General features: G+C 61.8%; 11 protein-coding genes and 1 tRNA gene. 10 read left to right on the top strand and 2 right to left on the bottom strand.

Features of this window, described 5'->3' with window-relative positions:
- The first annotated feature begins 1 nt into the window (after position 1).
- Positions 2–715, top strand: a complete 714-nt coding sequence (locus AAAX73_RS01290) for a DUF6580 family putative transport protein (RefSeq protein WP_349124818.1) — start codon at positions 2–4, stop codon at positions 713–715.
- Positions 716–864: 149 nt separating this feature from the next.
- Here AAAX73_RS01290 and AAAX73_RS01285 read toward each other — a convergent pair whose 3' ends face one another.
- Positions 865–1,683, bottom strand: a complete 819-nt coding sequence (locus tag AAAX73_RS01285) for an exodeoxyribonuclease III (protein WP_349124817.1) — start codon at positions 1,681–1,683, stop codon at positions 865–867.
- Positions 1,684–1,796: 113 nt separating this feature from the next.
- On the opposite strand from AAAX73_RS01285, the gene AAAX73_RS01280 reads away from it, so the two are divergent.
- From AAAX73_RS01280 to AAAX73_RS01270, 3 genes are all read left to right on the top strand, one after another.
- A complete protein-coding gene (locus tag AAAX73_RS01280) occupies positions 1,797–2,549 on the top strand; it encodes an NAD-dependent protein deacylase (protein ID WP_349124816.1) in 753 nt (250 codons plus the stop codon).
- Positions 2,550–2,644: 95 nt separating this feature from the next.
- Entirely contained in the window at positions 2,645–4,387 is a 1,743-nt protein-coding gene (gene folP, locus AAAX73_RS01275; RefSeq protein WP_349124815.1) for a dihydropteroate synthase, read from the top strand.
- Entirely contained in the window at positions 4,388–5,089 is a 702-nt protein-coding gene (locus tag AAAX73_RS01270; RefSeq protein WP_349124814.1) for a hypothetical protein, read from the top strand.
- Between the two features lie 198 nt (positions 5,090–5,287).
- On the opposite strand, the gene AAAX73_RS01265 is transcribed toward AAAX73_RS01270, so the two are convergent.
- Complete coding sequence (locus tag AAAX73_RS01265; protein ID WP_349124813.1) at positions 5,288–6,061, bottom strand: type III pantothenate kinase; 774 nt, start codon at positions 6,059–6,061, stop codon at positions 5,288–5,290.
- Between the two features lie 196 nt (positions 6,062–6,257).
- Here AAAX73_RS01265 and AAAX73_RS01260 point away from each other — a divergent pair.
- The 6 genes from AAAX73_RS01260 (at position 6,258) to AAAX73_RS01235 (ending at position 13,702) form a co-directional block, all read left to right on the top strand.
- Positions 6,258–6,334 (top strand) — tRNA-Met (locus tag AAAX73_RS01260).
- Positions 6,335–7,023: 689 nt separating this feature from the next.
- A complete protein-coding gene (bilR, locus tag AAAX73_RS01255; protein WP_349124812.1) occupies positions 7,024–9,054 on the top strand; it encodes a bilirubin reductase, long form in 2,031 nt (676 codons plus the stop codon).
- A gap of 235 nt (positions 9,055–9,289) precedes the next feature.
- Positions 9,290–10,594: a DUF4143 domain-containing protein gene (locus AAAX73_RS01250; protein WP_349124811.1), complete on the top strand. Its 1,305-nt coding sequence runs from the start codon at positions 9,290–9,292 to the stop codon at positions 10,592–10,594.
- Between the two features lie 293 nt (positions 10,595–10,887).
- Complete coding sequence (locus AAAX73_RS01245; RefSeq protein WP_349124810.1) at positions 10,888–11,916, top strand: hypothetical protein; 1,029 nt, start codon at positions 10,888–10,890, stop codon at positions 11,914–11,916.
- On the top strand, positions 11,913–12,704 hold the full coding sequence (locus tag AAAX73_RS01240) for a hypothetical protein (RefSeq protein ID WP_349124809.1): 792 nt from the start codon (positions 11,913–11,915) through the stop codon (positions 12,702–12,704). The genes AAAX73_RS01245 and AAAX73_RS01240 overlap by 4 nt, the downstream gene beginning before the upstream one ends.
- A gap of 23 nt (positions 12,705–12,727) precedes the next feature.
- The gene (locus AAAX73_RS01235) at positions 12,728–13,702 is read left to right on the top strand and encodes a hypothetical protein (protein WP_349124808.1); all 975 of its coding nucleotides are present in this window, start codon (positions 12,728–12,730) and stop codon (positions 13,700–13,702) included.
- Positions 13,703–13,740 lie beyond the last annotated feature (38 nt).

Genomic DNA, 13,740 nt, shown 5'->3' with positions numbered 1-13,740 from the left:
GATGACGGATCATCGCGCTTCGCGCCTGCTCGCAAAACTGGAGATCCCGCTGCTGCTGGCGGTGCCAGCCGTGATGGCTGCGGCGTTGCTGGCGGGCGTTGAGCAGGCGGCGCTTGCCATGCTTGTCGTGGTAGCGCTGGTGCTTGCGCTGTTCTTCGCGGGCTACGAGGCGTCGCGGCCGGGCCTGCGCCAGATTATGCCCACGCTGGTGCTGGCGGCGCTGGCCGCGGCGGGGCGCATCTTGTTTGGCCCCATTCCCGACTTTAAACCTGTGAGCGCCATCGCCATTATCGCTGGGGCGACACTCGGTCGTCGTAACGGCTTTATGGTTGGTGCGCTGGCGGCGCTGACCAGCAATTTCTTTTTTGGGCAGGGCATGTGGACGCCGTGGCAGATGTATGCCTGGGGTCTGGTTGGCTATGTTGGCGGCGTGCTGGCGCATGCGGGTGCGTTCGACCGCGCGGATGGAGCTGTGCGCATGCCGGCGCTGATGGCGTACGGCTTTGCATCGGGCCTGCTCTACGGCGTTGTAATCAATGCCTACGACATCATCGGTTTTGTGCAGCCGCTCACGTGGGCGGGCGCCGTGGCGCGTCTTGCCACGGCGGTGCCGTTCGATATCACACACGGCCTCGCGACCTGCGTGTTCTTGGCCGCCCTGTACAAGCCCTGGTGTCGCCGTATCAACCGAGTCGTCGTGAAATACGGGCTGTAGGGCATTTCGCGTTCCCTCACGAACTTGCGGTGGAATAGTTCTCGTTTTTGGCTGTTTGGGGCCGAAGCAGGAACTATTCCACCGCAACTTATAGGGGGAGAGGGGTCACATGATCCGTTTTCCTCCGTCCCCGGGGGATCATTGGGGGGTTAGAGCTCCAGGGCGAGGGTGACGGGACAGTGGTCGCTGCCGAAGATGTCGCCACGGATACCGGTGTCGCGAACGTTGGCGGCGATTGCGTCGCTTACCAGGAAGTAGTCGATGCGCCAGCCGGCGTTGTTCTTGCGGGCATTAAAGCGGTAACTCCACCAGCTGTAGACGCCCTCGACGTCGGGGTTTGCCGCGCGCCAGGTATCGGTAAACCCGGCGTTGAGCAGCTCGGTAAACTTGCCGCGCTCCTCGTCCGAAAAGCCGGCGTTGCCGCGGTTGGACTTGGGGTTCTTAAGGTCGATCTCCTCGTGCGCCACGTTAAAGTCGCCGCAGGTTACAACGGGCTTGCAGGTCTCGCGTTCAAGCGCGTTCAAAAAGCCGCGGTAGGCATCGTCCCAGGCCATACGCACATCGATGCGGGCGAGTTCGTTTTGCGCGTTGGGCGTATAGACGTCGACAAACCAAAACTTGTCGAACTCGAGCGCGCAGACGCGGCCCTCGGTCGCGGCCTGCGCCACGAGCTCGGCCGCCTCGCCCTCGCCGGCGTAGGGTAGCAGCGCGTCGGCGCGTAGCACGCGCAGCGGTTCCTGGCGGCTAAAGACCGCGGTGCCCGAATAGCCTTTACGCTCGGCGTAGCTCCAGGTTTGGTGATAGCCGGGCAGGTCGATATCGACCTGGCCCTCCTGTAGCTTGGTCTCCTGCAGCGCCAGGATATCGACGTCGAGTTCTTGCGCGACCTGGATAAAGCTCGGGTCCTTTTTGAGCACGGCGCGCAGGCCGTTGACGTTCCACGAGGCGAAAGTGTAAGTCTGAGGCATGGTGTCCTTTCGACGGGGTTGGCAGGCTTAAGATTAGCGCAACAAGGGCGGGACGTAGTCCACGAGCGACGGTGCAGACGCCGCCGCCCGACTAACAAGGACGGAGGACTCATATGGCTCAGGCAATATCGGACCCCAGGCAGGCGTCCGCCGCGCTGGCGGATCTGTTTGACACCCACAAGCGCGTGGTCTTCTTTGGCGGCGCGGGTGTTTCCACGGCAAGTGGCATTCCCGATTTCCGCAGCGTGGACGGCCTGTATCATCAGCAGTTTGCCTATCCGCCCGAGACCATGCTCTCGCACAGCTTTTACGAGGCACATCCGGCCGAGTTCTTTGACTTCTACCGCACCAAGATGATCGCGCTTGGCGCCAAGCCCAACCGCTGCCACACCAAGCTGGCCGAGCTGGAGCGCGCCGGCAAGCTAAATGCCGTGGTGACGCAAAATATCGACGGCCTGCATCAGATGGCCGGCTCACAGCGCGTGTTCGAGCTGCACGGATCGGTCCATCGCAACATTTGCCAGTCGTGCGGCACAGTCTATAGCGCCGAGTGGATTTGCTCGCGCGAGCACGAGGATGCCGCGGGCGTGCCTGCGTGCCCCGCGTGCGGCGGCCGCATCAAGCCCGATGTAGTGCTCTACGAAGAGCCGCTCGACGAGCATGTGTTGACCGGTGCCGTTGCTGCCATCGCCGCAGCCGACGCCCTCGTCGTGGGTGGAACCTCGCTCGTAGTGTATCCGGCGGCGGGCCTCACGCGTTACTTTACTGGCGATACGCTGGCCATTTGCAATTTGGCGCCCACCGATCAGGATGCAAATGCCGACCTGCTGATTTCTTGCGACATCGCGGCCGCGTTTGCGTTCTAGCCCGCGCGCGCGGATACAATAGAAAGACTGAGTGCAAAACGACCCCGCCGCCAGCTCCCCAAGCTCGGCGGCGTGGGCATTTTAGGAGGATGTTCATGGCGAACGACAGCAAGACATGGCGGTGCGGAAAGTATGAGCTCAGCTTTGACCGTCCGCGCATCATGGGCGTCCTCAACGTGACGCCCGATTCGTTTAGCGACGGCGGCGAGCACTTCGACCCCGATGCCGCCATCGAGTACGGCCTGGCGATGCTCGACGCCGGCGCCGACATCATCGACGTGGGCGGCGAGTCCACGCGCCCCGGCTTTACCCCGGTCAACCCCGATGAGGAGGCTCGCCGCGTGCTGCCCGTGGTGCGCGCGCTGGCCAAGGAGGGCGCCATCGTCTCGATCGACACGCGTCATGTGGCGGTTGCCAAGGCGGCCGTGCGCTGCGGCGCCTCGATCGTCAACGACGTGACCGGCTTCACCGATCCCAAGATGGTCGAGTTTGTTAAGACGAGCACCTGCGGCGTCATCGTGATGCATGCCGGCGAGGTCGCCGCGCCCGCGCGCACGCACGCAACGGTGCAGCTCGATACCTCGGCAGCGGCGTTTGTTGCCGAGAAGGCACGCGAAGCGGCTGCCGAGGCCGCGCGCGAGGCCGAGAAGCCGGCCCGTCGCCGTCGCGGTAAGTTGTTGGGCGATCCTAAGCCGGAGGCCAAGCTTCCGGGCGGCGTGGTGCAGCCCTCGTTGCCGTTTGGCGAACCGGAGCCCACGTCCGAGCCTGCAAGCGAGCGGGAGACGCCGGCCGCCGAGCAGGCTGCTGCAGCCGAGACCGTCGCGCTCGCGCCCGAGGCCGCGCCCGCAGCCACCGAGGCCGCATCGGAGCCCAATGACCGCCTGGCCGCCATGATGCGCCGCAGCGCCCGCCGCGAGGAAGCCTACGTGCCCACCTCGCAGCTCCGCCGCTTCACCCTGCCCGATTCGGCGCCCATCATGCGCCGCGTCATGGGCTTTCTGTCCGACCAGGCCCGCACGCTCATCCATGCCGGCGTGTCGCGCGACCGCATCTGCATCGATCCTGGCCCGGGCTTTGGTAAGTCGGCTAACGAGGACATCGTCATCCAGCGCGAGACTGCCAAGATGGCGTCACTGGGCTATCCGCTCATGTGTGCCGTGTCGCGCAAGCGCTTTGTGGGCGCCGTCTCGGGCGTGACCGAGGCCGCCGAGCGCGATGCCGCTACGTTTGGCGTGTGCCTGGGCGCCATCCAGGCCGGTGCCAACATCGTGCGCGTGCACGACGCCGCGGGTTTTGCGCAGTTCCTGAACGGCTACTGGGCGGTTGCCAAGCCGCAGCCGCGCCGCGCGTTTGTGGCCGTGGGCTCCAACCTGGGGCATCGCTGCGACAACATCCGCGCCGCACGCGAGATGATCGCCGAGATTCCACTCACCTGCGTGTCCAACTCCTCCAAGATTTACGAGAGCGAGCCGGCCTACGAGACGCGCCAGGACGCGTTTGCCAACGCCGTCATCGAGATCAAGACCGAGCTGGCGCCGTTGGTACTGCTCGATGAGCTCATGAAGATCGAGGCCGAGCTGGGGCGCGACCGCTCCAAGAAGGCCAAGGCCAACGGTCCGCGCACCATCGACTTGGACCTGCTGTGGATGGATGGCGAGACTCACGGCGGCAAGAAGCTGCGCCTGCCGCATCCGCTGATCGGCGAGCGCGACTTTGTGCTGGTGCCGCTCGAGGACCTGATGCACGACCCGGCGCGGTTCTTCCGCTTCAACGGTGTCGATGTCAAGGAGCCCGAGGACCGCGTGGGCCATATCGTGGGCGAATTGGGGCGTATGTAGATGATTGAGATGAACGCTGTAGCCGCCGGCACCGAGCTTGACGCCGCGCGCGACGCGGGCCGCGAGGGTGCGTCTGCGGGTTGGTGCGCTTGGAGCGCGGGCGAGGCGTCGTTGACGTTTTCGCTGGTCGTGCGCCCCGATGTGAACATGCACGCCTTCCACGGCCTGCCGTTTGTGGCCGCAATGGGCATGATGGACGCGCTCGTGGGCACGGCATCGACGCCGGGGTTGGGCCTTGCCGGTAAGGTAGGCATTGAGTGGCCGAGCAATATCGTGTGCGGCGCGCCCGCGTTTGAGACGTCGTTCGCGCGCGTCGCCGTCAACGGCGGTGTCGGTGCCGCGGGCATGTTCGGTGCCGTAACGGTGGATATTGAGCGTGCGGCGCTGAGCGAGCTCGGTGTGGATGTGGCCGACGAAGCGCTGGTTGAGGCGCTGCTCGCCGCCGTGCTGGTCCGCGTGGACGCCTGGGCAGCTGTTGCCAACACGCCGCAGGGCGCCGCAGGCCCGCTGGCCCCCGTGCTGGGCGAGTACTTCGACATGGTGCCGCTGCTGGGCCGCCAAGTTGCGGCGGTGTCGCCCAACGGCCTGCCGCTTGCGGTCGGTGTGTTTGCGGGCCTGGACATCTGGGGCCGCGCGACCATCAAGACCGATGCCGGCGAGCAGGAGTTTCCGCCCGAGGCCGTACGGATTCGCGGACTGTAATGCGAGGCGCCCGCGTTCAAAGATAGCGATGACAACGAAGCCCTCTTCGGCCTTGCACCGGGGAGGGCTTTCGCGTGACTGTGGGGTAGCACCTCGGGCCTATTTCTCAAAACTGAAAATTTTTCGTTTTTGAGGAATAGGCTTGGCGAACGTTTGCGGGGGCTGGGGCATTGGACGTGCTCGACTTATGCCCCTGTCTTACCCCAGCTCCTGCATGCGGCGGTAGATTTCGCAGATGCCCTTGATGGTGAGCTGTCCATCGACCACGTCGAAGGCATCGGTCGAATCGGCGACGATGCCGGCGAGACCGCCCGTGGCGATAACGGTGGCGTCCTCGCGGCCCAGCTCGCGCTTCATGCGCGCGACCAAGCCCTCGGCCATGGCGGCGGCGCCCGTTACGGCGCCGACCTTGATGCACTCCTCGGTATCGCGGCCGATGGCGTGCTCCGGCGCCTCGAGCGGAACGCTGGCGAGCTTGGCGGCACGGGCGGCAAGCGCGTCCATGGAGATGCGCATGCCCGGCGCGATCGCTCCGCCAATGTAATAACCGTCCTTATCGATGACGTCGATATTGGTCGCGGTGCCAAAGTCCACCACGATCGCTGGGGCGCCGTAGAAGGTCTCGGCAGCGACGGCGTTGGCGATGCGGTCGGCACCAACGGCCTGAGGGCGTGCCGCACGCAGCTTGGTCACGGCGGCAGTCTGCGGCCCAATGACGATGGCGTCTGCCGCGATGCGGTTGGCCACGGTGTGCCACTCGCGCGAGAGTTGCGGCACCACGCCGGCGAAGGCGATCGCGTCGACCGCGTCGAGCGAGAGGTCGTACATCTTAAAGAAGCCCATCAGACGCACGTGGATCTCGTCGGCGGTATAGGAGCGGTCGGTGGGCATGCGCCACGACTGCACCAGCTCGTCTCCGTCAAACAGACCCATGGCCGTCTGCGTGTTTCCCATATCGATAGCGAGCAGCATGTCTACTCCAGGTGTCGGCGTAAAAGGACGCGCACCATTGTATACGTGCCGTCGGCGGCGCTCGGCTTCGATTCGTTGACGGCGATATGGGCTGAGGGGTTTAAATATGAAGGAATTATGCTCTACGAGATTTTCCTTGCCGTTTACCGAACTCTCACGTAATATTCTTTCTTGCGCACATGAGGCGCCCAGACATTGCGGGGTGGAGCAGTCTGGTAGCTCGCCGGGCTCATAACCCGGAGGTCGTAGGTTCAAATCCTGCCCCCGCGACCAAGAACTTGCAGCTCGTCGGCTTAGCCGGCGGGCTTTTTTATTATCCCGGGATCGTTTCTTCGGTTCACTTCTCGACCTCTCAAACAAAATCTCGATCTGTAACATCTAAACCCGATTTGGGCGGCTAGGTGTTACAGATCGAGATATACCGGTGGGTTGGGCCGCGTTTGTCTAAATCTGTAACACGAGGGACGGATTTTGCCGAGTTGTTGTTACAGATTGAGATTTTCTTGCAGGCGGGTCCCGTTTGTCTCGATTTGTAACATCTGGGGCCCATTTTGCCGAGTAACTGTTACAGATCTAGATCTTTCGGCAGACGGGATTGGTTTGTCTCAATCTGTAACAGGTAGGGGTCAAAAGTGGGTCCAGATGTTACAGATCTAGATTGTTAGGGATGGGTCGAGAGGAATGTCTCGATCTGTAACATCTAGGGTCGTTTTTGGCCTGTAGATGTTACAGATTGAGATTTTCCGCCGGGACGGTTTCGGTTTGTCTCGATCTGTAACAGTTGCTCGGCAAAACAGGGTCTTACTGTTACAGATCGAGACAAACCGGCAGCCGGCCCCGCCCCATCCACCTGCCGCTACCTGCTGTCTGCCGATTTCCGTTGCGTCGCCGTGCTCCCATGCCATATCCTTTAGACAACTACGCGGCATCATCGCCGCCGCGCCTACAAGAGAGGAATGTCCATGACCGCACCTGCATCCAAACTGCTCCAGCCCATTACGGTTGGCCCCCTTGAGCTCAAGAACCGCATTATGTTCCCGCCGCTGACCACCGGCTACGAGGAGCGCGGCGGCTCCATTGGCGAGCGCAGCCTGGCTTTTTACGAGCGCCTGGCCCGTGGCGGCGTGAGCTACATCGTCATCGGCGACGTCGCTCCCGTTATGACCGCGAGCCCCACGCCCAAGCTGGCGACCGACGCCCAGATCCCCACGTTTAAGGCCCTGGCCGATGCCGTCCACAAGCACGGCGCCAAGATCGCGCTACAGCTGTTCCACCCCGAGTACGACGTGCCCGGCGTCGGTCGCATGGTCATGGGTTCCATGGCCGCTGCCAAGGCCGCGCAGGAGGCCAAGGCCGCCGGCGACGAGGAGACCTTTGCCGCCAAGATGGCCGAGTCCAACGAGATCCGCAAGCAGGCCTACGCCAAGCTGCATCACGACATGCAGCACTTTGTGAACGAGGCGAGCGTAGAGCAGCTCACCCAGATCAAGGAGGCTATCGCCGCCTCGGCCGCCCGCGCGCAGCAGGCCGGCATCGACGCCATCGAGGTCCACGGCGACCGCCTGGTGGGCTCGCTGTGCTCCGCCATCCTCAACAAGCGCACGGACGAGTATGGCGGCTCGTTCGAGAACCGTGTCCGCTACGCGCTGGAGGTCGTCGCCGCCATTAAGGAGGCCGCGCCGCAGCTGATGGTGGAGTACAAGCTCCCCGTGATCATGGAGAACCCCGACGGTACGCCGCGCGGCAAGGGCGGCCTGCAGCCCGATGAGGCCTGCGAGTTTGCCAAGCTGCTCGAGGGCGCGGGCATCGACATGATCCAGGTTGCACAGGCAAATCACACCGGCAACATGGGCGACACCATTCCGCCCATGGGCGCCATGCCCTACAACTGGACGCTGCCCGTGGCCGAGCGCGTCAAGGCCCTGGTCTCCGTGCCGGTGGCAACCGTCGGCCGCGTGGTCTCGGTCGAGGCCGGCGAGAAGATCCTGGAGGATGGCTCTGCCGACATCGTCGCCTATGGCCGCTCGCTCATGTGCGACCCCGACATTGCGCTGAAGGCCGCCACGGGCGAGCCCATTCGCGAGTGCCTCAACTGCAACAAGGGCTGCGTCGATGCGATTCAAAACCGCAAGTACATCTCGTGCGTGCTCAATGCCGAGAACGGCGACGAGGCGACCATCGCCATCAAGCCGGGCGAGGGCGACAAGAAGATTGCCGTGGTGGGCGGCGGTATTGCCGGTCTGGAGGCCGCGCGCGTGGCGGCCAAGCGCGGCTACGATGTGACTGTCTACGAGGCGAGCGATTATCTGGGCGGCCAGATCGTGCTGGCGGCTGCGCCTCCGCGCAAGGACGAGATTATGCGCTCGGTCGAGTATTACGAGAAGATTCTGCCTGGCCTGGGCGTGAAGGTCGAGCTCAACCATGCCGCTACCGCCGAGGACCTCAACGCCGCTGACGCCGCGATTGTGGCCGTGGGCGCGCACGACGTGCTCATTCCCGTTCCGGGTGCCGATTCGGACAAGGTCGTCTCGAGCTGGGACGTGCTGGCCGGCAAGGTGGAGCTTACGGGCCGCGTCGCCGTCATTGGCGGTGGCCTGGTGGGCACCGAGACTGCCGAGTACCTGCTGCAGCACGGCTGCGAGGTGGCGATTGTGGAGATGCTCGACAAGATTGCCGCGGGCGAGTCCGAGACCATTCTGCCGCTGATCATGAGCGACTTTGCCGAGCATAACGTGGAGCAGCACGTGAAGACCCGCCTGACCGCCATTACTGATGAGGGCGTGGAGGCCATTCGCACCACCGAGGACGGCGCCGAGGAGCCGGTGAAGATCGCCTGCGATTACGTGGTGATGGCCGTGGGTTCCAAGGCCAACGCGTTTGACCTGGACGGCGTGACGGTGCCCGTGACCTGCGTGGGCGACTGCTCGGGCGAGCGTACCGCCGACATCGCGAGCGCCATTCGCACGGCGTATCACGCGGCCAACGAGCTGTAGTCGAGAAAGCTATCGCGTATTGAGTGGGCGGGGAGTGCCGTATCGGTGCTCCCCGCCTTTTTGTCGATAAGAGGTGCCCCTGACCAGCGGGTTCAGAAAATCCGAATCTCATGCACCAGAAAATCCGAATTATATGAACACGAAAATCCGAATCGCAACCACCCGAAAATCCGAATTTGCTACAGTGGAATAGAAGAATCAGAAAGCAGGAACTGGAAATCTGCGGGGGTGGCTCATGGCAGGCGAGAGGCTACATCGGGACGGATACATCCCACGTATCGTGGATGCGCAAATCGAGCGCTACCTTCGTGTCTTTGGCGCGGTCGAGATTGCGGGCACCAAGTGGTGCGGCAAGACGTGGGCCGCGCTCGAGCACGGGGCGTCCGCCTCGTATGTCGACGAGAATCTCGACCTCGCGCGTGCCGACCCGGCGATGATGTTGCTGGGAGACCGTCCGCATATTATCGATGAGTGGCAGCGCGTTCCCCAGATTTGGGACTACGTTAGACACGAGGTCGACCGCACCCGGGGTACGCGCGGCGCCTATATCCTCACGGGTTCCGCCACGCCTGCGTTTGGCTCAAAGGCGGAGGCGCCCGCGCATAGTGGAGCCGGCCGCATCGGCCGCGTCCGCATGCACCCCATGACGCTTGCCGAGACAGGTGAGTCCAACGGCAAGGTGAGCCTGGCGGGCTTGTTTGAGCATCGTTTTGAGCCCTGCCGGTGCAATGGCGATACGCCGGGGCTTGTCGAAGCCGCTTGCCGCGGCGGCTGGCCCGAGGCGATCGATATGGTTTCGGCTGACGCCCAGCTCATCGCCCGCGAATATCTCAACACCACGTTTTCGAGCAGCTTCCCGGCGGTCGGTCTCGACCCCGATATTGCTCGTCGAGTCTCCGCATCGATCGCGCGCAATCTGGGACAGGCAACCACGTATAAAACGATTCTTATGGATATGTTCGGTGCCGAGGAGAAACCCGCAGCGTTTGCCGATGAGACCAAGGTGCGCAGGTACCTGGATGCCCTCAAAGGCATGTTTATTCTCGAGGAGGTTCCCGGTTGGGTTCCCGCCGCGCGCGACAAACGGCGCTTTACCGTCAAGCCCAAGCGCTATCTGGCAGATCCGAGCCTTGCTTGCGCCTTGCTAGGTATGTCCTCGCAGGCGCTGCTTGCCGACTGGCGGACATTCGGTCTGTTGTTTGAGAATTTGGTCATACGCGACCTTTCGGTCTACGCACGTTCGCTCGACCTGCTGGATAGCACGCCCGTGCGCTATTATCGCGACGATTCGGGTCTTGAGTGCGATGCTATCGTGCAGCTAGCCGACGGACGGTGGGCCGCCTTTGAGATTAAGGTGAGTGAAGATAAAGCGAACGCCGGCGTCGAGAGCCTCAAGCGCGTTCGCAAGAAGGTCTGTGGAAATCCTCGTTCACGCACACGCGAACCGGAGTTTATGGCCGTGATTGTGGGGGTGGGTGAGTACGCCCGCGAGGTCGAGGACGGTATCTACGTGATACCCGTTCGCGCGTTGGGGTGTTAAGGGGCGGCACGCCGTGTGTCCGCTGCCCGGTGCCACGGATTGGTGCAAGGGGACCAGGTTTGTTTGCACCATGTTGGTGCGAAGTAACCTGCCCCCTTGCACCAAGGGTTTGACTTTTAAGACATCATTAAGACTTGCGTTGTGGAGCAAACCGCAGGTCAATGCTATTCTTTTACCTTATCGTATGGTGTTGTATTCTGTCTGAATTCTCTACCTGCGAACAACGGATAAACGCGACCGAGCGGAAAAGGATGGCAAGCCCGCAAGCAGGGCAAACGCAAGCGATGAGTGGCATGGACCGACATAACGAGCTCCAGCAGCACAAGACAGCGGCCGAGTACCGCCAAGCTGCCGACGAGCACGTGCGGACTCTCAAGGATTTCTGGAAGGATTTCCTGGTGAGCGGTCTGTTTGTGCTGGCTGCCATCGTTGCCATCTTTGCATGCCTGGCCTGGTTTGCTGCGAATAACCGAGTGAGCGCCACGGGGGGCACGATCGGGGCGAAGGCGGATCGGTACACGCTGACCGCCGCGGGCGAGGGTGAGTCCGGCGCGCACGTGGGCTATTACGAGCGCTCCGAGCGCACGCCCGAGGAAAAGTATGCCATCGATGGCCTGGATACGACCGACGCCATGACGGTAACGCTCGGCTCCAACCTCAACAACGAGACCGCGGGCTCTCTGTACCCGGGTGCTCGCGGCAAGATTACATTTACGGTGAAGCCGCTGGTGAGTGACCTGGACGGGGTCACGATCAGTCTGTCGCGCTTGCTTAAGGTCACGAACACTGTTGGCGTTGTTGGGGACGGGGGAACGCTGGCGCCCGAGGCGGAGGCGCTCCTTGGCTTGATCAAAGGCCACTTGCTGTTCTTTACGAGCTGCGACCAGAACGGGTATTACTCGGGCCGCGTGGTTGATAGCAAGATCGAGATTCGCAAGTGCGAATTTTGCGAAAACGGCGATGTGAACAAGCCAACGAACAAACCCGTCACCATCAGCCTGTACTGGGTGTGGCCGGAGTACTTCCAAAACTTCGTCCTTACCGGCAACACGAATTACTACAAGAACCTGTTTGCGGCGGCGGGCGACGCAAAGTCTGACTACGGCGCTCTGCAGGCAGATATGAACGCGCATAAAGCGAACTACTTCTATGGCGCGGCAAACGGCACGAGTGCCGCCAACGCTCCTGCGGTTTCGGCTGACATATCCTTCGGCGACACCGCCATCTGCTCGGCGCTGTACAACAATGCCGACGAGCAGATCGGCAATAAGGTCAAATACATCCAACTTAGAATTAGCGCTCAGGAGGGCGTGAGCTCATGAGCACCATGCAAACGCGCCTCGGCGATGCCCGCAATTGGATAGAAAACCACCGCGCACAGGCCCTTGCGGTCCTGATATTGCTGGCGGCAATCGCTCTTATCATCGGCTTGTCGCTCTCGTGGTTTGTGGGCAGCAAAAGTCTGTCTACGGTGGGCAAGATCCAAACGCCCGCGCAGCTTAAGATCATGGGTCCCAACCAGACGAGCATCGAGCCCATCGAGATTTCGTATGACGAGTCACGGGGCGATGTTAAAAACATAGACGGCACCGTGACCGTTCGTCGCGCGTTTTGTGTGCAGAGCGACAATGGCGATCCCGCTGCCGGCGGTCAAGCGTTTGAGCTGCAGATTGCCAACACAACGAATATCACGGGGCTGACAATCAACGTGTATCACGTGACGGTCAATAATCCGAACGATAAAAACGGCACTGTGGTCGGCCTCGACGGGCTCAACAATCCGTATTCGTGGAGTAAGGGCAAACTAATTTCGTTCGACTTTATCAATAGGGATGAGACAAACGGCCTGGCTAAAGAGCTCGCCAGCAATGATCCAACGTACGGTACTTATAAGGACGTCCAGAAAAACGCCCGTCCGCTGTATCGGTACCACGTGTTCCAAAAAGACGATCTAGACGGTTGGAATGGCACGAAAGCCAACGATGCCACCAACTTTATTGTTGAGTGCACGTGGAACGCGGATGGCGTAACCGTGGGTGGTGCCAAGGTCTCAAACGTCAAAGAGACCGACATGGTCTACCTAATCGCTCGCGGCACGAGCGGCAACTAATAGCAGGAAGGGAGGGGCGCCAGATGAGGAAAGACAAGAACGCACAAAATGAAATCGCAAGGCCTGCCGGAAAGCACTTTGCACAGGTTGATGATCATGCGGCGAAGTCTGCCTTGGCGGAGCCTGCTGCCCCTAATTCCAAAGTGCGCAAGCGCCTATGGGCGGTTGCGGTGCTGCTATGCGCCGTCGCGATTGTGGCGGGTACCCACCTTACTTACACGGCCTTTTTGGCGGGCGACTTCCTTAAGTCGGTCGCTGTCTCGGGCACGTCACAGGCGCTGTTTGCCTCGGACATGCTTACGGGCTACACGAATGAGACGCTGAATGACGAGGGTATTGCCGTCCGAAGCGTCATCGCCGACACGAGTGGGGAAAAGTGCTCTTTTACCTTTCGCATTTACAACCATCTGCTGGGCGACAAGAACAAGGTCAACGACAAGGACGTTAACGCGACGCTGAGCGTGAAGGCGACGGGAACGACAGATTGGAGCATAAGCGGTTCGCCCGCGCTGACGGCGGGCGGCACGGTCGGCCTTTCCTTCCCTGCCAACAAGGCAACCATGTATACCTATAAGGTTACGTTTTCCAAGGCGGACCTCAACAAAGCATCTTTCACCGTTAAGGTCCAGGTCGGCTCCAATAGCCCTGGCACCAACCTTAAATGGCTCGCCGCCAAGATTGCGCCCGCCGAACGTGCAGAGGTGACGGCTTCGGGCGTTTCGGGCGAGTGGGTCGATAAGAACTCGGATATCAACGCTTTCGACGCTTACAACTATCGCGTGACCGTTACGGGCGCGCCAACAAAAATCAAGCTTACATGGGGCGACAAGGTTGAGCTTGACCCATTTTTGACGACGAATCATTCCGACGCGACCCTTGATGGAAGGTCGGTTACGTTCACCATGGATCCCGGGTCGGAGATTATTACCTTTTACCGTGCGACGGATACCGCGCCCGGCAGCTGGGATGACATCGGTGTTACGTGCAGGGCTGCGTAGGCCAACCGCAATCGGTGATTTTGAGACCCCGCACGGGG

Origin of the sequence: Collinsella sp. CLA-ER-H9, from assembly GCF_040092295.1 — a bacterium.
GTDB lineage: Bacteria > Actinomycetota > Coriobacteriia > Coriobacteriales > Coriobacteriaceae > Collinsella.
Note: the sequence above shows the minus strand (reverse complement) of the source record. Positions and strands in the feature narration are given on the sequence as shown.

What these genes read in the sequence shown, in the direction of transcription:
- AAAX73_RS01290 (WP_349124818.1), top strand. Translation starts at nt 2, where the DNA reads ATGACGGATCATCGCGCTTCGCGCCTGCTCGCAAAACTGGAGATCCCG.
- AAAX73_RS01285 (WP_349124817.1), bottom strand. Translation starts at nt 1,683, where the DNA reads ATGCCTCAGACTTACACTTTCGCCTCGTGGAACGTCAACGGCCTGCGC.
- AAAX73_RS01280 (WP_349124816.1), top strand. Translation starts at nt 1,797, where the DNA reads ATGGCTCAGGCAATATCGGACCCCAGGCAGGCGTCCGCCGCGCTGGCG.
- folP (WP_349124815.1), top strand. Translation starts at nt 2,645, where the DNA reads ATGGCGAACGACAGCAAGACATGGCGGTGCGGAAAGTATGAGCTCAGC.
- AAAX73_RS01270 (WP_349124814.1), top strand. Translation starts at nt 4,388, where the DNA reads ATGATTGAGATGAACGCTGTAGCCGCCGGCACCGAGCTTGACGCCGCG.
- AAAX73_RS01265 (WP_349124813.1), bottom strand. Translation starts at nt 6,061, where the DNA reads ATGCTGCTCGCTATCGATATGGGAAACACGCAGACGGCCATGGGTCTG.
- bilR (WP_349124812.1), top strand. Translation starts at nt 7,024, where the DNA reads ATGACCGCACCTGCATCCAAACTGCTCCAGCCCATTACGGTTGGCCCC.
- AAAX73_RS01250 (WP_349124811.1), top strand. Translation starts at nt 9,290, where the DNA reads ATGGCAGGCGAGAGGCTACATCGGGACGGATACATCCCACGTATCGTG.
- AAAX73_RS01245 (WP_349124810.1), top strand. Translation starts at nt 10,888, where the DNA reads ATGGACCGACATAACGAGCTCCAGCAGCACAAGACAGCGGCCGAGTAC.
- AAAX73_RS01240 (WP_349124809.1), top strand. Translation starts at nt 11,913, where the DNA reads ATGAGCACCATGCAAACGCGCCTCGGCGATGCCCGCAATTGGATAGAA.
- AAAX73_RS01235 (WP_349124808.1), top strand. Translation starts at nt 12,728, where the DNA reads ATGAGGAAAGACAAGAACGCACAAAATGAAATCGCAAGGCCTGCCGGA.